Consider the following 24617-nt stretch of genomic DNA (forward strand, 5'->3'; position numbering starts at 1 on the left):
CACGCTGGCCGAACGCAGGCTTTGGAGCGTGGGTAACCCGGCAGGACGCCGGGTTAGCCGAGTTGGGCCAAGGATGGCCCATCGCGGCGGCCCACGCTCCAAAGCCTGCATGAGGGCACACCGAGCCAAAGCGAGGTGCCGAGTGGTGGGGCGAAGACCTTTTGGTTACTTTTGTGTCTTTACAAAAGTGACCCGCTGTAAGAGCGGAACCATAAGTGGCCGTGACCGCAGCAATGGATAGGTACACTGCCGCACCGCTGTCGCCGGCAAGCCAGCTCCCACCTTCAGATCGGTGTATGCCGCTCACGACACCACCTCCCCAATCACCACACCCTCAAGCCACCACCGCGCCAGCCCCTGAACATTCGGCGTTTTAAGCAACGTAAAGTGGTTCCCCGGCCCATACCAAACTTCCAGCCCGCTGCCCTGCCGTCGCCACCCCTCAATCATCAGGCTCTGTTCGCGCTGATTGCCCGCCGCATCCAGCGAAGGGTCCTCAGCCAACACCAACCGCACCACGCCGTTGTAACGCTGATGCGGCTGATACACCGTGCGCAACGCCGCCGCATAAGTGCGCGCCGGTCCGTCCATGGCATCCACCGCAGAGCGCCCCGGCAACAGCCCAACGCCCACCATTGCCGCATGCAGCCATTGCCGCTGCGCCACTTCATCACGCCCGGCAAAGTCCACACGGTCGATACCCAGCGACTTGCCGGCGGCCAGCTGCATCGCCTCGATCAATCGCAACATCGCCGCCGTGGTGGTGTAAGGCCGCCCGGCGCCGCCCGGCGCTTCGCTGTCAATCACCGTCAACGACGCCACCTCACGGCCCATCGCCTGCAACCGCAGCGCCATCTCCAACGCGATCCATCCACCAAACGAGTGCCCCACCAAGTGCACCGGCCCCTGCGGACACTCCTGTGCAAGCGCCGCCAGATAACACTGCGCCGCCGCTTCGACCTGGCTATGCGGCACCGCCTGGCCATCAAGCCCGCGCGGCTGCAAGCCGAAGAGCGGCCAGTCACGCCCCAGCGCTTCGCTCAACCCCACATACCCGGTGACGCTATCGCCCGCACCCGGCACGCAGAACACCGGCGCATACCCTGCCCGCCCACTCTGAATGCGCAGCAGCGGTTGATGCGCCCCCTGCGCCACCGGCGAACACACGGCCAACGCCTCGCTCATCGCCCGCCCCAGCGCCTGAATATGCGGCGCCTGCATCATGCTCTGGTGATCGCCTGGCACCTCCACCCGGCGCAACTGCCCAGGCGCCAACGCATCCTCCCACCCCAGCGAAACACTGCGCCGCGACAACTCGGTGGGCCGCTCTTGCGCGCTGAACAAATGCACCGCGACCGGCAACGGGAACAGGCTGTAATGCGCCAGCGCATGCCCATGCCCGACCTCCCGTTCGATAAAACTCAAGAGGTCCGCGTCCGCAGCCGCTGCCATTTGCGCGTATAGCAAACCTTGATTGCGACAGCGTTGCAGCAGACCCGCAAAGTCCAGCTGTCCAATGCCCGCCTCCAAGTATTCAAGGCTCGCCAGCTCATCCACACCTCCCTGTGCTTTCCAATACGCCGTGCACTGCAGCAACAAATGCCGTTTGAGCGCATCCGGCCCGCTCCAGCGCGCCTTGCCCTGATCGGTCATGCGCGGCACATAGCTGTCGATCAAGCCGAGGAAGGCCACCGCCTCATCCAGCCCGAGTAATTGCATCGCCACTTCATAGGCCAGCACGCCGCCAAACGACCAGCCCGCGAGCCGATAGGGCCCGTGGGGCTGGATGCCCCGAATCAACCCGACCAGGCGCGCGGCCAGGCCTTCCATGGTGTTCAGATGCGCTTCGCCAAGCGCCGCGCCCGGCAGGCCATAAATGGGATAGTCGCCGGGCAGGTGTTGGCCCAGCGCCGGGAAGTACACGTCCATGCCACTGAACTCATGCAGCAGAAACAGCGGCGGCTGCGAACCGCTGCTGCGCACGGTAATCACCGACGTCTCGCGCGCCGGCGCCTGCGTGCGCTGCTGCAGCATCGCCGCGACGCCAGCCACGCTGGCATGCTGGAACAGCTCGGCCAGGGACACCTGCAACCCGGCCTCTTCCATCAGGTTGACCAGCCGGATTGCCAGCAACGAATGCCCGCCCAGCTCGAAGAAGCTGTCATGTCGCCCAACCTGCTCCAGCTTCAAGACTTCGGCCCACAGGTTGGCCAGTTGCTGTTCCAGCGCATCGCCAGGCGCTTCGAAATCACGGCGATTCAACGCGTCCAGCGCCGGAACCGGCAAGGCTTTGCGGTCGATCTTGCCATTGGCCGTCAGTGGCAAATGCGCCAGCGGTACATAGGCCGATGGCAGCATGTAGTCCGGCAGCTGGCCTTGCAGGTGCGCCCGCACGCTGTCGAGGTCAACAGGTGCATCAGCCCAGGTGAAGTAAGCCGCCAGGCGCTTGTCACCCGGCACGTCCTCACGCGCCAGCACCACCACGTCCTGAATACCTGCAAAGGTCGCCAGGCGCGCTTCGATCTCACCCAGCTCAATGCGAAAACCACGGATTTTCACCTGGTCGTCATTGCGTCCGATGCACTCCAGCAAACCCTCCTGGGTCCAGCGACCAAGGTCACCGGTGCGGTACATCAAGGCACCGGCGTTGAAGGGGTCGTCGACAAACTTTTCAGCGGTCAGCTCAGGGCGGTTCAAATACCCCCTGGCCACGCCATCGCCGCCGATGCAGATCTCACCGGTCACCCCCACCGGCACCGGCTGCAACCAGGCATCCAGCACGTGAATATGCGTGTTGGAAATCGGCCGGCCGACGGGCACGCTGTCGGCGTCATCGGCAATCGCCTGCACTTCATGGGTGGTGGCATAGGTGGTGGTTTCCGTCGGCCCGTAGCAATGCACCAAACGCAGCCCTGGCGCCTGCGCCAACAGGCTGCGGAACGCCGCCGGGTCGGCGCGCTCGCCGCCGCAGAGCAACATGCGCAAGCCGGCCAGCGCTCGCGGAATCAGCTGCACGTACTGGTTGAACAGCGCCGTGGTGACGAACAGCACAGTCGCGCCGTGCAGCGCACTGCCGAACGCGGCCGGGTCGAGCAAGGTCGCGTGGTCGATCACCTGTACCTGCCCGCCGTTGAGCAACGCGCCCCACACGTCCATGGTGCTGGCGTCGAACGCCGGGTTGGAGGCGAAGGCAATGCGGTCCGCCGCATTGAAGTCGGCGTAGCCGTTGTTGAGCACCAGCCGCGTGATACCGCGATGCGGCACCAACACGCCCTTGGGCGTACCCGTGGAGCCGGAGGTGTACATGATGTACGCCACACTGTCCGAGGCTTGTGACAGGTCCGGGTTGTGGCTCGGTTGCGGGTCAAGAGTCAGGGTGTCCAGGTCCAGACGCCGGGCGGCGTAATCGATGGACGCGTCGCTGCGGGTCAGCAGCCAGCTCGCGCCGCTGTCCTGCAGCATAAAGCCCTGGCGCTCGGCGGGCGCGTGGATATCCAGCGGCACATAGGCTGCCGCGCATTTGAGAACCGCCAGTTGGCTGACCAGCAGATCGAGCGAGCGCGGCAGCAGGATCGCCACGTTATCGGCGGGCCGCACGCCCAGGCTCAGCAGGTGATGGGCCAGGCGATTGGCGCGGGTGTTCAATTGGCCGTAGCTCACTGCCTGCTCGCCATGCAACGCCGCCAGCGCGTCAGGCCGCGCCTGCGCCTGGGCTTCGAAAAGGCGCTGTACCGTGTGCTCGCGGGGGAATGCACGCGCGGTGGCGTTGAACACCGCCAGCTGTTGGCGTTCGGCGCTGGGCAGTATCGGCAGGCGGCTGATGGCGATTTCACGGTTGTGCTCCAGCGCATGCGCCACCTGTTCGAGTGCCTGGTGCAGGTAGCCACACAAACGTCGGGCACCCCGCCCCATGGCGTGCACGCTGAACCCGTCGCCGAGGTCATCGACACTCACCGACAGCCCGTAGGTGGTGTGTTCCTCGGCCTTGAGCAACTCGATGCCCTGCCAGGCCTGCGCCACGCCGCCGGTTTGCGCCGCGCTGTGGCGGTAGTTGAACAGCACGCTGAACAGCGGCGTCGCCACCGGCACTGCGCTGCAACGCTGGGCCAGCGCCAGCGGCGCGTGCTCATGGCCGAGCAGTTGGGTCAGGCGAGCATGAGTCGCACGCAACGCCGTACGCACCGAGTGCTCACCCAGATCGACCCGCAGCGGCAAGGTGTTGATAAACACGCCCATGGCGCGCTCGGCGCCTTCGCCGCCCTGCAGACGGCCGAGCATCACGGTACCGAACACCACACGCTCGCGGCCGCTGACCTTGCCCAGCACATGGGCCCAGGCCAGGTGCATCAGGCTGGCGGCGCTCACGCCCGCTTGACGGGCCTGGGTGCGCAGGCGCTGGCTCAACTGAGGGTCGATGGTCAGATGCGCTTTTTCATCGACACCCAGGTTTTCGACCTCGGTGGGCTCGTCGATCTCAGCGAGCATGTCGCGGAAAAACGCCTCGTGATCGTTAACCGCCAAACGGGTCTGGGCCACGTAATTGCGGTACGGCACTGCAGCGCCCAACGCCGCGTCGCGACCCAACAGAAACGCCTGCATTTCGTGCTGCAGGATGTCCAGCGCGATGTGGTCCATCACCAGGTGATGAAACAGCAAGGTCGCCACCACGCGCTGCGGTTCCTGCACGTAAACCAGGCGCATCAGCGGCGCTTGAGCCACATCGAGACGCGACGGCAACGGCCCTGTTTCGACGCTTAACGAGGCTTCACGCCAAACCACCTGCACCGGCTCATGAAGGCCATCCCAATGGAATGAGGAACGCAGCACATCATGCCGCTGGATCACCGCCTGCAACGCATGGGCAAAAGCCTGCAAGCGCACCCGGCTGTCGAACGCAAACTGCGCCTGCTGCAGGTACGCATCGCCTTCGAGTACGGCGCGGTGGTGATAGAGAATGCCGGCCTGCAACGGCGCCAGCGGGTAGATGTCCTGCACATTGGCCGCCCCGCCGGGGATGCGGGCGACAATGCGCTCGATGGCCGGCTGATCCAGCTGGATCAGGGGCAGCAGGTCCGGCGTAATGTGCGTGCAGCCGGGTGCGATGCCATTGGCCGGCACCGCCACTTCACGCCCGCTGCCCAGCGCCGCCGCCAAGGCCGACAAGGTCGGCTGGCCAAACAGCACCTTCACATCCGCCGACAACCCGAGGCGGCGCATGCGCCCCATCAGGCTTACGGCCAGCAACGAGTGCCCGCCCAACTCGAAGAAGTTGTCGTGACGGCCCACACGCTCCACGTTGAGCAGCTCGGCCCACAGGCTGGCCAGGGCAATTTCGGTATCACCCTGGGGCGCCTCGTACTCGCGCACCACCACCGACTCCATGCCTGGCTCCGGCAAGGCTTTGCGGTCGAGCTTGCCGTTGGGGCTCAGTGGCAAGGCGTCGAGATGGACGAAAATCGCCGGCACCATAAACTCCGGCAAGTGGTGCAGCAGGTGGCTGCGCAGCACGTCGATTTCGCAGTGCGCGCCGGTGTAGTACGCCACCAGGCGTTGCTCGCGGGCGATGACGGCCGCTTCATTGATCGACGGATACTCGGTCAGGCGGGCCTGGATCTCGCCCAGCTCGATGCGTAAACCGCGGATCTTCACTTGGTCATCATTGCGGCCCAAATATTCGATATTACCGTCCGGCAAGTAGCGCCCGACGTCACCGGTGCGGTACATGCGTCCGCGGGTAAAGGGATCATTCAGGAAGCGCTCGGCCGTCAGCTCAGGCCGATTCAGATAACCGCGCGCCACTTGCACGCCACCGATGAACAACTCGCCGACCACCCCCAACGGCACCGGCTGCAACTGGCTGTCGAGCAGGTACATGCGCGTGTTGGCAATGGGTTTGCCGATTGGCGTGTTGTCCGGCGTCACTGCGCCCGCGCAATTCCACGCCGTGACATCCACCGCCGCTTCGGTCGGGCCATACAGGTTATGCAATTCACTGCCCGGCAACTGCTGCTTGAAGCGTCGCACCAGGCTGCCCGGCAGGGCTTCGCCGCTGCACATCACACGCACCAGCCCCGCCGCCTGGCGCACATCGCCATGGGCCAGGAACACATCCAGCATCGACGGCACAAAGTGCAGCGTGGTGATCTGCTCAGCCTCGATCACATCGCACAGGTACTCAGGCTGTTTATGCCCGCCAGGGCGCGCCATCACCAACCGTGCGCCCGTCAACAGCGGCCAGAAGAATTCCCACACCGACACGTCGAAGCTGAACGGGGTTTTCTGCAGCACCGAGTCCTGCGCCTTGAGGCCATATTCGTCCTGCATCCACAGCAGGCGGTTGACCACCCCGGCGTGTTCGTTGATCACGCCCTTGGGCTGGCCGGTGGAACCGGAGGTGTAGATCACATACGCCGTCACGCCCACTGCCTTCGGGTTATCCAGCGGCTGGTGCTGCCAGCAAGGGTGGTCCAGATCGACCACCGGCACCGCACCCAGCAACTCACGCGTAGAGCCTTGAGCCAACACCACTGCCGGCGCGCTGTCGTGCAGCATGTAGGCAATACGCTCCAGCGGGTAGGCCGGGTCCAACGGCACATACGCGGCGCCCGCCTTGAGGATGGCGTACAGGCCCACGACCATTTCCAGGCTGCGCTCCACGCAAATGGCCACGCGCGAATCCGGCTGCACACCCAGCGCCAGCAAGTGATGGGCCAACTGATTGGCCTGCCCATTCAACTCGGCATAAGTCAGCTGCCGTTCGCCGGCCTTGACCGCAATCGCGTCCGGGGTGCGCTTGACCTGCGCCTCGAACATCCCGTGCAGGGTCTGGTCGAGGTTGTAATTGACCTCGGTGGCATTGAAATCAAACAGCAGGTGCTGACGCTCACGCTCATCGACCAGCGACGCATGCTCAAGCACCGCCTGGTCGTTTTCGACCATCGCCTGCAAAGCGTGGGTGAAGTAGCCGACGTAACGCTGCACGGTCGACTCATCAAACAGCGCCACTGCATATTCCAGCGCGCCAAGAATGCTGCCCTGCACTTCGCCAAGGTTCAGCGACAGGTCGAATTTGGCAAAGTGGCTGTTTTCGACGATGCCTTCCAGGGCCAGGTCGCCCAATGCGAGGGTCGGTGCGCTGCTGTCCTGCCACGTCAACAGGGTTTGGAACAACGGGCTGTGGGCCAGGCTGCGCGGCGGCCGGGTGATTTCCACCACCTGTTCGAACGGCAGGTCCTGATGGGCCTGGGCTTCCAGCGTCAGCGCCTTGACCCGCGCCAGCAGCGCCTCGGTGCTCAACTCGCCCGAGGTGTCGATGCGCACTGCCAGCGTGTTGACGAACAGGCCGATCAGCCCTTCAACCTCGCTGCGCGTGCGGTTGGCCACCGGCGAACCGATCACCAGGTCGTGTTGCCCGGACAGCCGCGCCAGCAGCGAGGCCCAGGCACTCATCAAGGTCATGTACAGCGTGGTGCCGTGACGTTGGCTCAAGGCCTTGAGCCCGGCGGTGAGGCGTTCATCCAGGCGCACTTCGACGCTGCTGCCGGCGTAATCCTGCTGCGCCGGGCGCGGGCGGTCGGTGGGCAACGTGAGCAAGGCTGGCGCGCCTGCCAGCGCCTGCTGCCAATAGCTGCTCTGGCGCTGCAGCACGTCGCCGCTCAGCCACAGGCGTTGCCACACGGCGAAGTCAGCGTACTGGATCGCCAGCGGCGGCAACGGGTCGGGCAGGCCGTGACTGAAGGCCTGGTACAGCGCCATCAGCTCGCGGGTCAGCACGCCCATCGACCAACCGTCGGAGACGATGTGGTGCAAGGTCAGCAACAGCACATGGTGATCGTCGGCCATCACCACCAGCCGCCCGCGCAGCAGCGGGCCGCGCTCCAGGTCGAATGGCGCCGAGGCTTCGCCGTGAATCAAGGCATCCAGCGCCTGCTGGGGTTGCGGGTGGCGGCGCAGGTCCTGCACTTGCAGCGGCAGCACGTCTTCGGCCGGCACAATCAGCACCTGGGCGTCGTCGCCGTGTTGAGCAAAGCGGCTGCGCAGGGTTTCGTGGCGCGCCACAATCCGCGCCAGCGCCCGTTGCAGCGCCTCGACATGCAACTGCCCACGCAGGCGCAGGCCAATGGGGATGTTATAGGCGGTGTTGGCGCCTTCCATCAGAGCCAGAAACCACAGGCGCTGCTGGGCGAAGGACAGTGGCACGGGTTCATCGCGGCTGGCCGGGAGAATATCCGGCAACGTGCTGCGCCCCGATTGGGCCAGGACTTCGGCGACCGCCGCCAACTCGGCATTGGCAAACAGGTCGCCGAGGATCAGCTCGACACCCAGACGCTGGCGCACCTGGGAAACCATGCGCATTGCCAGCAACGAGTGCCCGCCCAATTCAAAGAAATGGTCGCGACGCCCGACGCGCGCCACGTGCAGTACATCGGCCCAGATCTGCGCCAGCACGCTTTCGATCTCGCCCTGGGGCGCCTCGTACTCGCGGGTAAACACCGCAGCCATGTCCGGCGCGGGCAAGGCCTTGCGGTCGAGTTTGCCGTTGGCGGTGAGCGGCAATGCCACGAGCTTCACGTAGGCAACCGGGACCATGTAGTCCGGCAGCTGCGCCACCAGATGGGCGCGGATATCGCCAACCGCCAACGGCGCGAACGACGGGTTTTCAGTGAAATACGCCACCAGCCGGTCCTCACGGACCAGCACCACCGCTTCCTGAATACCCGGCAATTGGTTGAGCTGGGTTTCGATCTCGCCCAGCTCGATGCGCACGCCACGGATCTTCACCTGGTCGTCGTTACGCCCCAGGTACTCGAGATTGCCGTCCGGCAGCCAGCGCGCCAGGTCGCCGGTGCGGTACATGCGCCCAGCGTTGAACGGGTCTTGCACGAAGCGCTCGGCCGTCAGCTCAGGGCGGTTCAGGTAACCGCGCGCTACGCCTTTGCCGCCCACGTACAGCTCGCCGGCAACCCCCAGCGGCACCGGCCGTTGCTGCTCATCCAGCAAGTACACCGTGGCATTCGCAACAGGCTTGCCGATATGCAGCGGCTGGCCCGTCTCCACCTTGCCGGACGTGGCGACCACCGTGGCCTCGGTAGGCCCGTAGTTATTGATCAACTCAAAACGCTGGGTCCGCGCGAACTGGCGCAGGCGATCACCGCCGATCAGCAAGGTGCGCAAGGTCGGGTGTTCGATCTGTTGGCTGAAGGCGTACTCGGCCACCGGCGTGGGCAAAAAGCACACGTCCAACGGCTGCGCGCACCACCACGCGAGCAAGGCGTCGATGTCTTCGGTGCCGTCATTGGCCGGCGGCAGGTGCAGGGTCGCGCCGACACACAGCGCCGGCCACACTTCCCAGGCCATCGCATCAAAGCCGAAACCGGCGACACTGGCGGTGTGGCGCCCGGCACACAGGTCAAAGGCGCGGCAATGCCAGTCCACCAGGTTGGCCACGGTGTGGTGTTCGACCATCACGCCTTTGGGCAGGCCAGTGGAACCGGAGGTGTAGATCACATAGGCGAGGTTGGAGGGCGTGACATCGACCGTGGGGTTGCTCGCCGAATGATGCTGCCAGGTAAAGCGGTCCAGGTTGATCACCGGCACTTGCAGCGCGGGCAGTCGGTCCAGCAGCCCCTGTTGCGTCAGCACCGCCACCGGCGCGCTGTCGGTGAGCAAATAATTGAGGCGCTCGGCCGGGTGGGACGGGTCCACCGGCACATAGCAGGCGCCGGCCTTGAGGATCGCCAGCAACCCGGCCAGGGTATCCAGGCCACGGCGGGCGACGATCGCCACGCGGTCGTCGGGCTTGACCCCCAGCGCCAGCAGGTGATGGGCCAACAGGTTGGCTTGCTGGTTCAGCTCGGCGTAGGTCAGTTGGCGGCCTTGCTGCACGGCGGCGATGGCCTCGGGCGTGCAGGCCGCCTGAGCTTCGATACGCCCGTGCAGCGTGGTGCCTTGAGGGAAGTCGGCGTGGGTCGCGTTGAACTGCTCCAGCACTTGTTGTTGTTCGGCGGCGGGCACGACCGAGACTTGATTGAGCGATGTCTGTGGCGCCTGCTCCAGCGCAGTCACGAGGTTTTCCAGCGCGGTTTGCAGGTAGGCGCAGACGCGCTGCGGGTCCACCTGGGTGCTGGCGAGCAAGCTCAAGGCAAAGCCTTCGCCGAGGTCATCCACGCTCAGGGTCAGCGGGTAGTTGGTGCGTTCTTCGGCGCTCAGCGCCGCGATACCTTGCCAGGCCGACACGGCAGCGGCGCTGGCGGCCGGGGCACTGTGGCGGTAATTGAGCAACGCGCTGAACAGCGGCGTCGGCGCGACCACGCCGCTGCAGCGCTGGGCCAGGGCCAACGCGGCGTGTTCGTGGCGCAGCAAGGTGGTCAGCCGCGCGTGGGTGGCCTTGACCCCGGCGCGCACGTCCTCGGCGCCCACGTCCACGCGAAACGGCAGCGTGTTGATGAAAATGCCCAGTGCCCGATCGGTGTCATGGCTGCCCTGCATGCGGCCCATCAATACGGTGCCAAACACCACGTGCTCTTTACCGGCCAGTACACCCAGCACCTGTGCCCAGCCCATATGGAACAGGCTGGCGGCGCTCACCCCCAGTTGCCGGGCCTGCGCACGCAGGCGCTGGCCCAGCTGTGCTGCCAGCGGCAGGCTGACTTCGGCAATCCCGCGGGCATCGCCTTGCACGTCTTGCAGGCCAAATGGCAAGGTCGGCTCGCTGATGTCGCCGAGCATCTGGCGGAAGAAGCTTTCGTGCTCCTGCTCGCTGATCCCCAACCGCGCCTGCGCCACATAGTTGCGAAACGGCACCGCCTGGCCCAGCGCTGCGCCCTGCCCCAGCAGGCACGCCTGCATTTCATGGCACACCACTTCCAGGGCGCTGTGGTCGAGGGCCATGTGGTGAAACAGCAAGGTGGCGACGATGCGCTGATTGGCCGGATCTTCGGCACGCACCAGGCGCAGCAGCGGCGCCTGGGTCACGTCGAGGCGATAGTGGCGGGCATCGAACAACGCGTGCAACTGCGCGGCGATATCGCCGTCAGCCGGGTCCAGCGCCAACACCTGCACCGGCAGTTGCGCCTGGCGCCAGACCACTTGCGACGGTTCCTGCAACCCGTCCCAGACCACGCCGGTGCGCAGGATGTCGTGTCGGTTCATCACGCTTTGCAGGGCGTGGGCAAAGGCCTCAAAACGCGCCAGGCTGTCGAACGCAAACTGCGACTGCATCACGTACGGGTCGCCCTGCTCGGCGCTGACATGATGGAACAGAATGCCTTCCTGCAACGGCGCCAGCGGGTAGATATCCTGGATATTCGCCACGCCGCCATCAACTGTGGCGACGATGCGGTCGATCTCGTCCTGGCTCAGGGTCGACAGGGTCAGCATGGCCGGCGTGATGCGCTCGGCGCCCGCCGGGATGCCATTGGCCGGCACCGTCACTTCACCGGCCTTGGTCGGCGAATACTCACCGGCCTTGATCAACTCGATCAACGCCGGCTTGTACTCGCGCAACGCGGCAAGAATCGCCGGGTCGCTCAGCGCCTGTTTATTGCCCTGCACCGACAACTGTTCGCCCTTGAGCGCCAGTTGCACATCCTTGGTTTTCAGCGTCGCCAACAGCTCAGAAATGCTCACAGGACGATCTCCATTCGTTCGGTTATGGCGGCGTAGCCGGCCAGCGTCGGCTGTTCGAACAACGCCCGCACATCGGCTTCCAGGCCTTCCTGGCGCAGGCGTCCGATCAAGCTCACAGCCAGCAGCGAGTGCCCGCCCAGTTCAAAGAAGTTGTCATGGCGCCCGACCCGCTCGACGTTGAGCAACTCGGCCCACAGCCTGGCCAGGAGGATCTCGGTATCACCCTCTGGCGCCGCGTACTCGCGTACGATCAGCGCGTCCATGCCCGGCGCAGGCAAGGCCTTGCGGTCGAGCTTGCCGTTGGGGCTCAGCGGCAGCGCGTCAAGGTACATGAACAGCGCGGGCACCATGAAGTCCGGCAGGTGCTGCAGCAGGTGCGCGCGCAGTTGCTCGATGTCGGTGGGTGCGCCGGTGTAGTAAGCGACCAGCCGGTCTTCGCGGGCCACCACCGCAGCCTCGTTGACCTGCGCATGTTCGAGCAGTCGCGCCTGGATTTCCCCCAGCTCGATGCGCAGGCCGCGGATTTTCACTTGGTCATCGTTGCGGCCCAGGTACTCGATATTGCCGTCGGGCAAGTAGCGGCCAACGTCGCCGGTGCGGTACAGGCGCCCATGGGTAAAGGGGTCCTTGAGGAAGCGTTCGGCAGTCAGCTCGGGGCGATTCAAGTAGCCACGCGCCACTTGCACGCCGCCGATAAACAGCTCGCCGACCACGCCCAACGGCACCGGCTGCAATTGCGGATCCAGCAGGTACATGCGCGTGTTGGCAATCGGTTTGCCGATCGGCGTGTTGTCCGGCACCTCGGGACGCGCGCAGTTCCAGGCGGTCACGTCCACGGCCGCTTCGGTGGGGCCGTACAGGTTGTACAGGCCGATGCCCGGCAGTTGCTGCTTGAAGCGCCGCACCAGGCTGCCCGGCAAGGCTTCGCCGCTGCACATTACGCGCACCAGGCCGTTCGCCTGGCTGACATCGCCGTGGGCCAGGAACACGTCAAGCATCGAGGGCACAAAATGCAGCGTGGTGATCTGTTCGGCCTCGATCACTTCGCACAGGTACTCAGGCTCTTTATGGCCACCCGGGCGCGCCATGACCAGGCGTGCACCGGTGAACAGCGGCCAGAAGAACTCCCACACCGACACGTCGAAGCTGAACGGGGTTTTCTGCAGCACGCTATCACTGGCCTTGAGACCGTACGCGTCCTGCATCCACAGCAGGCGGTTGACCACCCCGGCGTGCTCGTTGATCACGCCTTTTGGCTGGCCAGTGGAGCCGGACGTGTAGATCACATAGGCCTGGTGCCGGGCGGTAAGGCCCGGCACGTGGGGGTTGCCAGCGGGTTGGTGCTGCCAGGTGGCGTGGTCCAGGTTGATCACCGGCACCTCACCCAGCAACGCGCGGGTGGTGTCTTGCGCGAGCACCACCACCGGCGCGCTGTCTTGCAGCATGTAGGCCAGGCGCTCGCGAGGATAGGCCGGGTCCAACGGCACATAACCGCCGCCGGCCTTGAGGATCGCAAACAGGCCGATGACCATGTCCAGGCCGCGCTCCACGCAGATGCCTACGCGCGAATCCGGCTGCACGCCCCTTTCAAGCAAGTGATGGGCCAGGCGGTTGGCGCGCTCGTTGAGCGCGCTGTAGGTCAGTTGCTGATCGCCGGACTTGACCGCCACGGCCTGCGGCGTGCGCTCGACCTGGGCTTCGAACAGGCCGTGCAGGGTTTGGTCGAGGTTGTAGTTGACGTCGGTGGCGTTGAATTCCACCAGCAGCTTTTGCCGTTCCTCACTGCCCACAATCGGCAGGCGATTGAGCGGTTGATGCGGCGCCTGCTCGAGGGCTTCAACCAGCCCTGACAAAGCGGTCTGCATGTAAACGCACACGCGTTGTGCGTCGATTTGCGCCAGGGCGGTGACGTCATAACCATCGCCCAGGTCATCCACGTTCAGGGTCAGCGGGTAGTTGGTGCGCCCGTCGTTGACCAGCGTCTGCATGCCTTCCCAGGCCTGCTGCGCCTCGGCCGACCGCGTGGCGGCGCCGCGATGGCGGTAGTTGAGCATTGAGCTGAACAACGGCGCCGGGGCTGCTACGCCGCTGCAGCGCTGAGCAAGCGCCAGCGACGCGTGTTCGTGCCCCAGCAGCGCGGTAAGCCGTGCATGGGTGGCCCGCACCGCAGCGCGCGCACCTTGTGCGTCGATGTCCAGGCGCAGCGGCAAGGTATTGATGAACACCCCCAGCGCGCGGTCGGCGCCCTCGCCGCCTTGCATGCGACCCACCAGCACCGTGCCGAACACCACGCTGTGGCGACCCGAGGTGGCCGCCAGTACCTGGCCCCACGCCAGGTGGAACAGGCTCGCCGTGCTTACCCCCAGCAAGCGCGCCTGAGCACGCAGCCGGCGGTTGAGGTCAGTGTCCAGGCGCAAGCGGTGTTCCTGGATCGCGTTGCCATCGCCGCGCACATCCTGCAAGCCGAACGGCAAGGTCGGTTCATCGACGTCACCGAGCATCTGGCGAAAGAACGCTTCATGTTCCTGTTCGCTTACGCCCAGACGCGCCTGGGCCACGTAGTTGCGGTACGGCATCGGCGCCGCTGTTGGCGCGGCGTGGCCAAGCAAGTGGCCCTGCATTTCGCGCAGCACCACGTCGAATGCGGTGTGGTCGAGGGCGATGTGGTGATAGAGCAACACCACCACCACACGCTGGTTGGCCGGGTCCTGGGCGTACTTGAGGCTGATCAACGGCGCCTGGCTGAGCGTCAGGCGATAGCGTCGCGCATCGAAACGCTGATGCAGGCCGGCCAGTACATCACCTTGCAGGTGCAGCTCTTCACGCGGCAGTTCAGCCTTGCGCCACACCACTTGCAGCGGTTGCGCCAGGCCTTCCCAGACCACGCCGGTGCGCAGGATGTCATGGCGGTCGATGACCTGTTGCAGCGCCTGGGCGAAGGCGTTCAGACGCTCAATGCTGTCGAACGCCAGGTGCGATTGCAGCAGGTAAGGGTCGCCCTGCTCGGCGGTGATGTGGTGGTAGAGAATGCCCTCCTGCAACGGCGCCAGCGGGTAGATATCCTGCACATTGGCAGCGCCGCCGGGCACGCGGCTGACGACGTCGTCGAGGGTTGAGGGGTCGAGTTCTACCAACGGCAACATGTCCGGGGTGATGCGCTGGCAGTCGGCGGTGATGCGGTTGGCCGGTACCTGCACTTCGCGGCCACTGCCCACGGCGGTGGCCAACGCCGCGAGCGTGGGCTGGCTGAACAGCACACGCACGTCAGCACTGAGGCCGACCTGGCGCATGCGTTCGATCAGGCTGACCGCCAACAACGAATGGCCGCCGAGTTCGAAGAAGTGGTCATGCCGGCCGACTTGCTCCACCTGCAACACCTCGGCCCAGATCCGCGCCAGGGTGGTTTCCACCGCGCCTTCCGGCGCTGCGTAATCGCGGCTCGGCAACGCGGCTTGGTCGGGTTGCGGCAAGGCCCTGCGGTCCAGCTTGCCGTTGGCGGTCAGCGGCAGCGTGTCGAGCCTGACGTAGGCTGCTGGCACCAGCGCGTCGGGCAGCTGTTGCTGCAGTTGCGCACGCACGGTTTCAATCGCCAGCGGCCAGTGTTCGGTGAACCAGGCCACCAGACGCCCCTCGCGCACCAGCACCACGGCTTCGCGGATACCGTCCAGCGCGGCCAGGCGGCTTTCGATTTCGCCGAGTTCGACGCGCACACCGCGCACTTTGACCTGGTCGTCGTTACGGCCCAGGTACTCGATATTGCCGTCGGGCAGCCAGCGCACCAGGTCACCGGTGCGGTACATGCGCCCAGGGTTGAACGGGTCCTGCAGGAAGCGTTCGGCGCTCATCTGCGGGCGGTTCAAATACCCCCGCGCCACGCCACGGCCGCCCACATACAGCTCACCGGCGACACCCACCGGCACCGGGCGCAACTGCGCGTCGAGCACGTACACGCTGGCATTGGCGATGGGCCGGCCGATATGCAACGCCTGCCCGGCGCGCACGCGGCCGGAGGTGGCGACCACCGTGGCCTCGGTAGGCCCGTAATTGTTGATGACCGCAAAGCGCCGCTCCTGGGTGAATTGACGCAGGCGATCACCGCCAATCAACAGGATGCGCAAGGTCGGGTGGTGCAGGTTCTGACTGAAGGCATACTCGGCCACTGGCGTGGGCAGGAAGCTGACGTCCAGTGGCTGCGCCAGCCACCAGGCGAGCAATTCGTCGATGTTTTCATTGCCGACCTCCGCAGGCGGCACGTGCAAGGTCGCGCCTGCACAGAGTGCCGGCCAGACCTCCCAAGCCATCGCGTCAAAGCCAAACCCGGCGACGCTGCTGGTGTGGCTGCGCGCGTCCAGGCCGAAGGCCTCGCAATGCCAGTGCACCAGGTTTTCCACGGTGCGGTGTTCGACCATCACGCCTTTGGGCTGGCCGGTGGAGCCGGAGGTGTAGATCACGTAAGCCAGGTGCGCCGGGGTCAGGCCGGCCAGCTGCGGGTTGCTGACGGCGTGGTGCCGCAAGCACTCGTCGAACAGGTCGACAGTGGCCTGCGTGCCCAGCAGGTCACGGGTGCTTGCCTCGGCCAAGACCGCTACTGGCGTGCTGTCCTGCAGCAGGTAGGCGATACGTTCGGCAGGGTAAGCCGGGTCGATAGGCACGTAGCCGGCGCCGGCCTTGAGAATGCCCAGCAGCCCGACCAGCATCTGCGGTCCACGGCGACAGCAGATCGCGACGCGGTCGTCCGGCTGCACGCCGAGTGTCAACAGGTGGTGGGCTACCTGGTTGGCGCGTTGATTGAGCTGCTGATAGGTCAGGACTTCGCCGTCCTGCTGCACGGCAATCGCGTGAGGCTGACGTTCGACCTGGGCTTCGAAGGCGCCGTGCACGGTGTGCCCGGTCGGGAAGTCTGCGGCCGTTGCGTTGAATTCGCGCAGCAGGGTTTCGCACTCTGCCGGCGGCAGCACTGGCAATTGATTAAGTGGGGTGCTCACCGAGCGTTCCAACGCCGCCACCAACTGCTCCACGGCGCCGTGCATGTAGCCACACAAGCGCTGGGCGCCGATCTGCGGCAGTGCCAGCACGCTCAGGCCAAAGCCTGTGCCGAAGTCATCGACACTGAGGGTCAGCGGGTAATTGCTGCGCTCCTCACCGCCCAGCAGTTGCACGCCTTCCCAGATGCCATGGCCATCGCGGGCCATTTCGCCGGGGGTGCTGTGACGGTAATTGAGCAAGGCGCTGAACAACGGCACGGCCGTCGGTACGCCGCTGCAACGCTGGGCGAGGGCCAACGACGCATGCTCGTGCCCCAGCAGCGCGCTCAAGCGGGCATGAGTCGCCTTGACGGCCGCCGCAGCAGCGCACGCCACATCGACGCGCAGCGGCAAGGTGTTGATGAACATGCCCAACGCACGGTCAGCGCCCTCACCTGCCTGCATGCGCCCCATCAGCACCGTGCCGAATACCACCTCATCACGCCCGGACACCAGCCCCAGCACTTGCGCCCACGCCAGGTGCATCAGGCTGGCCGCACTCACCCCCAGCACCCGCGCCTGTTCACGCACCCGCATTGCCAACGCCGCGTCCAGCGGCTGTTCGGCCTCTTCGATAGCGCGGCCGTCGCCCTGCACGTCCTGCACGCCAAAGGGCAAGGTCGGTTCATCGACATCGGCGAGCATGTCGCAAAAGAACTGCTCGTGCTCCGCCACGCTGACACCGAGGCGCGCCTGGGCCACGTAGTTGCGAAACGGTGCAGCGTCAGGCAGTGCCTCGGCCTGGTTGAACAGGAACGCACGCATCTCCTGGCCGACCACTTCCATGGCGGTATGGTCGAGCGCCAGGTGATGGAACAACAGGATTGCCGCGACCCGATTATTCGCCGGGTCCTGGGCATAGACCATGCGCAGCAGCGGCGCCTGGGTGATGTCCAGGCGATAGTGGCGGGCATCGAAACGTTCGTGCAGTTGCTCGATGACGCCGCCCTCAGCCGGGTCCAGAACAACCTCTTGCACCACCAGCCGGGCCTCGCGCCAGACCACTTGCACCGGGCTGTCCAGACCTTCCCAGACCACGCCGGTGCGCAGGATATCGTGACGGGCCGCCACCTGTTGCAGCGCGCCCATGAAGGCGTGCAAACGCTCAAGGCTGTCAAACGCCATGCGCGACTGCAGCAGGTACGGGTCACCCTGCTCGGCGCTGATATGGTGATAAAGAATACCTTCCTGCAGCGGCGCGAGCGGGTAGATATCCTGCACATTGGCCGCGCCACCCGGCACCGTGGCGACGATACGCTCGATCGCCGCCTGGTCGAGTTGCACCAGGGTCAGCATCGACGGCGTTATCTGGGTGCAGCCGGCTGGAATGCCATTGGCAGGCACCTCGACCTCACGCCCGCTGCCGACTGCCGCTGCCAGCGCCGCCAGGCTTGGCTGGCTGAACAACACACGCACATCCGCGCTCAGGCCCACCTGACGCATGCGCTCAATCAAGCTCACCGCCAGCAAGGAATGCCCGCCCAACTCGAAGAAATGGTCATGCCGGCCGACACGCTCAAGCTTGAGCACGTCCTGCCAGATCTGCGCCAGCAAGGTCTCCACCTCGCCCTCCGGCGCCTCGTAACCCCGGCTGAGCAGCGCGCTCTGATCGGGTACGGGCAGGCCCTTGCGGTCGAGCTTGCCGTTGGCGGTCAGTGGCAACAGTGCCAGCCACACGTAGGCCGACGGCACCATGTAGTCCGGCAACCGGCCTTGCAGATGAGCGCGCAGTGCCTGGATGTCCAAGGGTGCCTGGGCGGTGTAATACGCCACCAGGCGCTTGTCGCCCGGCTCGTCTTCGCGGGCCAGCACCACCGCGTCTTTTACGCCGGGGAACGCGGCCAGGCAGGTTTCGATTTCGCCCGGCTCGATACGAAAACCGCGGATCTTGACTTGCAGGTCGTTACGCCCCTGGTACAGCAAGGTAGCGTCGGCCTGCCAGCTGGCCAGGTCGCCGGTACGGTACAGCAGGCCTTCGCCGAAGGGGTTGGGGATGAATTTTTCTGCCGTCAATTGCGGCTGGTTCAAATACCCGTTGGCCACACCGGCGCCGCCGATATACAGCTCGCCAACCACACCCAGCGGCAACGGTTGCTGGCGCGCGTCGAGCACGTAGGCCTGGGCATTCGCGATGGGGCGACCAATCGGGATACTCCCCGCACCCGGCGCGGTGATTTCAAAGGTGGTGGAGAACGTGGTGGCCTCGGTCGGGCCATAGCCATTGAGCAGGTGCTGGGGTTTGCCGTGCTGCAGCACACGGCCGATCACCTGCGGGTCGAGCACATCGCCGCCGACGATCAGGTAGCGCAGTTGGCGGAACACCGGCAGCAACGCATCGGCGTATTGATGGAACAGGCCTGCGGTCATCCACAACACGCTGACGGCTTGCTCCTGCAACAGCGAGGCAAACGCCGCCTGGGACAGCAGCACCGCATGCTCGACCACCACCACACAACCGCCGTTGAGCAACGGCGCCCACACGTCGAGGGTGCTGGCATCGAAGGCCGGGTTAGAGCCGAATGCCACGCGGTCGCGCTCATTGAAATCGGCATAGCCGTTGTTCAGCACCAGGCGCGAGATCGCGCGGTGCGGCACTTGCACGCCTTTGGGTGCACCGGTGGAGCCGGAGGTGTACATGATGTACGCCACGCTTTGCGCCGACTGGGCCAGGTCGGGGTTGCGCGGCGACTGCGCGTCCAGGTTCAGGTCGGCCAGGGTATTGAGCACGCGGTGCGCACCGCTGTCCTGCACCATGAAAGCCTGGCGCTCGACCGGCGCATTGACGTCCAGCGGCACATACACCGCCGCGCACTTGAGGATCGCCAGTTGGCACACGAGTAAATCCAGCGAGCGCGGCAGTGCGATCGCCACGCTTTCGCCCGGCTGCACGCCCTGGCTGATCAGGTGGTGGGCCAAGCGGTTGGCACGGCGATTGAGGTCGCGATAACTCAACGACAGCGCGCCCTGCACCGCCGCCACAGCGTCGGGACGGGCCAGCGCCTGAGCTTCGAACAGTTGGTGCACCGTGAGCTGCGACGGGTAGTCACGCGCGGTGGCGTTGAACGCCACCAACAGTTGGTGGCGTTCGGCAGCCGGCAGGATCGACACGGCCTGCAAGGGTGTGGTCGGCGCTTGTTGCAGCGCGGTCACCAGATGGCTCAACGCAGTGAGCATGTAGGCGCCCACGCGCTGTACATCCAGGCTGTTCACGCCCTGCACGGTCAGGGAAAACCCGCTGCCCAGGTCATCGACGTTCAGCACCAGCGGATAGTTGCTGCGCTCTTGCGAACTGAGAATCTCGATCCCGGACGCGGCGAACGGGCTGTCTCCCGGGGCTTCGCCCGGCGCGCTGTGGCGGTAATTGAGCAGCGTGCTGAACAGCGGCAACGAACCCGGTACGCCGCTGCAACGCTGTGCCAGCGACAGTGAGGCATGCTCATGCCCAAGCAACTGCGCCAGGCGTGCGTGGGTGGCGCGCACGCCGGCTTGCACACTGACGGCGCCAAGGCTGACGCGCAGCGGCAAGGTATTGATGAACATCCCCAGCGCACGGTCGGCACCTTCGCCGCCCTGCATACGGCCCAGCAACACCGTACCGAACACCACGTCCTGCTGGCCGGAGACCTGCGCCAACACCTGAGCCCAGGCCAGGTGCACCAGGCTTGCGGTGCTCACGCCAAGTTGCCGCGCCTGTTCGCGCAGGCCGTGACTGAGCGCCGGCTCCAGTGGCACGTGCGCGTCGACGATGCCGCTGCCGTCGCCATTCACGTCGTGCAAACCGAACGCCAGCGTCGGCTCGTCGATATCGCCCAGCATGTCGCTGAAGAAGGCTTCGTGTTGCGCCTGCGTCACCCCCAAGCGCGCCTGGGCCACGTAGTTGCGGTACTGCACCGCGTCCGGCAGCTGCGCGCTGGTGCCGGCGAGGCTGGCGCTCATTTCTTCGACCAGCACTTGCAAGGCGGTGTGGTCGAGCAGGATGTGGTGCAGCAGCAGAATGCCGACGTAACCGCCCTGCTGCTCGGCGTAGCCAAAGTGCATCAGTGAAGCGCGCGACAGGTCGAGGCGATAATGGCGTGGATCGAAGCGTTGTTGCAGTAGCGCCAGGGCATCAAGGCCGTGCGCGTCAATGCGCTCAACCGCCAAGGGCGCCTGGCGCAGCACCACCTGCACCGGTTCATCCAGGCCTTCCCAGACAATCCCGGTGCGCAGGGTGTCGTTGCGTTCAATCACGCTGTGCAGCGCCTGGATAAACGCATCCACCGCCGCCTGGTCGGCAAAGCGCAACTGCACCTGCAACACGTAGGGGTCGCCCTCGGTGGTTGCCAGGTGGTGGTAAAGAATGCCGGCCTGCAACGGCGCCAGACCGTAGATGTCCTGCACGTTGGCAATGCCGCCAGGCACGCTTTCGAGGATGTGATCGATAGCGGCCTGGTCCAGGGCCACCAGAGGCAGCATGTCCGGTGTGATGCGCTCGCAGGGGTCGACGATCAGGTTGGCCGGCACCTGCACCTCCTGCTGCCCGCCCACCGCCGCGGCCAGTGCAGCCAACGTGGGTTGGCCGAACAGCACGCGCACATCACAGCTCAAGTCCACTTGGCGCATGCGTTCGATCAGCTTGACCGCCAGCAGCGAGTGGCCGCCGAGTTCGAAGAAATTATCGTCGCGGCCGACCTTGTCGAGCTTCAACAACTGCTGCCAGATACTGGCGATGGCGGCTTCAACCGCACCTTGCGGGGCGGCATAGTCACGCCGCGCCAGCGCGTCGGCGTCCGGTGCGGGCAAGGCCTTGCGGTCGAGTTTGCCGTTGGTGGTCAGCGGGAATTGATCCAGCCGTACGAAGGCGCTGGGCACCATGTACTCGGCCAGGCTGAGCAACAGGTGATCACGCAGCTCGGCAGCCCCAAGTTCACGCTCGGCGATCACGTAGGCCACCAGGCGTTTGTCGCCCGGTGCGTCTTCACGGGCAATCACCACCGCATCATGCACGCCGTCGGCGGTGGCCAGGCGCGCCTGGATTTCACCCAGCTCGATACGGAAACCACGGATCTTCACCTGGTCGTCGTTGCGGCCCAGGTACTCGACACTGCCGTCGGGCAGCAGGCGGCCGAGGTCACCGGTCTTGTACATGCGCAGGCCGGTGGCCGGGTCGGCCAGGAAACGCTCGGCATTGAGCGCGTCACGGTTGAGGTAACCCCGCGCCACCCCGGCGCCGCCGACGTACAGCTCGCCGACCACACCAAACGGCAACGGCTCGCGACGCTCATCCAGCACGTACAGCTGCAGGTCGGGAATGCGCGCGCCAATCGGGCTGACCCCGACCAACTGCGCGTCCGCGGCCTCCAGCGCGCGATAGGTCACGTGCACGGTGGTTTCGGTGATGCCGTACATGTTGACCAGCTGCGTACCGGCGTTGATGGCGCGGGCGTACCACGGCTTGAGCATGCCGGGCTCAAGGGCTTCGCCGCCGAAAATGACCTGACGCAAGGAGTGCGACTGGGCGCTTTGGGCCGCAATCAACTGGCGGAACGCGCTGGGCGTCTGGTTGAGAATGCTCACGCCCGCGTCGCAGATCAGCGCGTAGCACTCATCCGGCGAACGGCTGACCAGTTGCGGCACGATCAGCAATTGGCCGCCGTGCATCAGCGCGCCCCAGATTTCCCACACCGAGAAATCGAACGCGAAGGAATGGAACAGCGCCCATACATCATTGCGGTTGAAACCGAACCAGTGGTCAGTGGCGGTGAACAGCCGTGCGACCTGGCGATGTTCGATCATCACGCCTTTAGGCAGGCCGGTGGAGCCTGAGGTGTAGATCACGTAGGCCAGGTTCGCCGGGCTGAGGGAGATGCGCGGGTTGACGATGGATTCGCCGCGCAGGCTGTTGAGGTCGATCTGCGCCAGCTCGCCCACCAAGTGGCGGGTGTTGGCTTGCACCAGCACGGCCAGCGGTTCGCTGTCAGCCAGGGTGTAGGCGATGCGCTCCAGCGGGTAGGCCGGGTCAATCGGCACATAACCGGCGCCGGCCTTGAGGATGCCCAACAGACCGATGATCATCTCGGGGCCACGTTCAACGCAGATCGCCACGCGGTCATCCGGGCGCACACCCTGCGCAAGCAAACGGTGGGCGACCTGGTTAGCGCGTTCATTGAGTTGGCGGTAGGTCAGGCGCTGAGTGTCGAAGCGCACGGCGATGGCTTCGGGACGGGCGGCGGCATGGGTTTCGACTTGCTGATGGATCAGGGCGGTGTCGGCGTAGTGCGCGGGGCTTTGATTGAGGCGGTGCAGCAGGTGGTGGCGCTCGGTGTCAGGCAGGATGTTCAGGCCGCTCAGCGGCTGATCCGGTCGCTGCTCCAACGCATCGGCCAGGCTGTGCAGCGCGGTGTGCAGGTAAGCCGCAACACGTTGTGCGCCGATGACGGCATCGACCATCACCGTCAGTGCAAAGTCTTCGCCCAGATCATCCACGTTGACGGTCAGCGGGTAGTTGGTGCGCTCCTGGGCGCCGAGCACCTCGATGCCTTCGGCGACGTCGATGACAGCGGCCATATCGGTAGCGGCGCTGTGACGGTAATTGAGCATGGCGCTGAACAGCGGCGTCGGCGCCGCCACACCACTGCAACGCTGAGCCAGGGCCAGGGACGCATGTTCGTGGTTGAGCAAAGCCGTCAGACGCGCATGGGTGGCCTTGACCCCGGCGCGCACGCCCTGCTCGCCCACATCCACGCGTAACGGCAAGGTATTGATGAACATGCCCAGGGCCCGCTCACCGCCTTCGCCGGCGCCCATACGGCCAAGCATTACCGTGCCGAACACCACCGCATCACGACCGGACACCACGCCCAATACACGCGCCAATGCCAGGTGCATCATGCTCGCCACGCTCACGCCCAATGGTCGCGCCAGGCTGCGCAGACGCCGGCTGAGGGCGCTGTCCACGGGGATGCGTGCCTCGTCGATGCCCTGCCCATCGCCTTGCACATCCTGCAAGCCGAAGGGCAAGGTCGGCTCATCGATATCGGCCAGCATTTCGCGGAAGAACGCCTCGTGCGCCTGCTCGCTGACGCCGTGGCGCACCTGGGCGATGTAGCCGCGAAACGCGACCGGCGCACCCGCCTGGGCTTGCTCGCCGGCCAGGTACAACTGGATTTCATGGCGCACCACATCAAGGGCGGTGTGGTCGAGGATGGTGTGGTGGAACAGCAGCATCGCTACCACCCGACTGTTGGCCGGGTCGTCGGCAAACACCAGGCGCAGCAGCGGCGCCTGGCCAAGGTCCATGCGGTAGGTGCGTGCGTCGTAGCGCGCGAGCAATTGGGCCAGGGCGTCGCCGCCCTTGAAGTGCGCTTCTTCGCACACCAGGTTTGCCTTGCGCCACACCACTTGCAGCGGCTCGTCAAGGCGCTCCCACGCCATGGAGGTGCGCAGGATATCGTGACGGTCGATGACCCATTGCAACGCTTGCGCAAAGGCGTTCAAGCGTGCGCGGCTGTCGAACACAAACTGCGCGTGCAGCACGTAAGGGTCGCCCTGCTGCGCCGAAAGGTGATGGTAAAGCATGCCTTCCTGCAGCGGCGCCAGCGGGTAGATGTCCTGCACATTCGCCGCGCCGCCGGGGATGGCCGCGACGATACGGTCGATGGCCGGCTGGTCGAGGCTGACCAGCGGCAGCATGTCCGGGGTAATCCGGTAGGCCGGGCTCAGCCAGTCGCCGCCCTGCTCGGCCACCCACTCAAGCAAGCGCGGCTTGTGCGCGATCAGTTGATCCCACAGCGCATCATCCAGCGCTTCGTCGTCGCCCAGGATGATCAGGTCGCCTTCTTCCAGTTGCAGACGGATCGCGTGGGTGGAAATCGCTGCCAATAATTCGCTGAACTGCATGGGGGTAACCTGCCTGATAAGTCACGGTGAAGGAGAAAGTCCGTTTTCAGCTGCCGTTAGGATCGGGTGTGCTGGGCGCCTGATAAA

At 65.4% G+C, this 24617-nt stretch carries 2 protein-coding genes; both read right to left on the minus strand.

The window, feature by feature from the left end:
- Positions 1–303 precede the first annotated feature (303 nt).
- Positions 304–11628, minus strand: a complete 11325-nt coding sequence (locus tag AC19YS_RS24290; protein ID WP_500602795.1) for an amino acid adenylation domain-containing protein — start codon at positions 11626–11628, stop codon at positions 304–306.
- Entirely contained in the window at positions 11625–24530 is a 12906-nt protein-coding gene (locus AC19YS_RS24295) for an amino acid adenylation domain-containing protein (RefSeq protein ID WP_500602796.1), read from the minus strand. The genes AC19YS_RS24290 and AC19YS_RS24295 overlap by 4 nt, the downstream gene beginning before the upstream one ends.
- Between the last annotated feature and the right edge of the window lie 87 nt (positions 24531–24617).

This window comes from Pseudomonas sp. MF08831 (assembly GCF_059862645.1).

Coding starts and splice junctions, on each gene's coding strand:
- AC19YS_RS24295 (WP_500602796.1), bottom strand. CDS start 24,530: ATGCAGTTCAGCGAATTATTGGCAGCGATTTCCACCCACGCGATCCGT.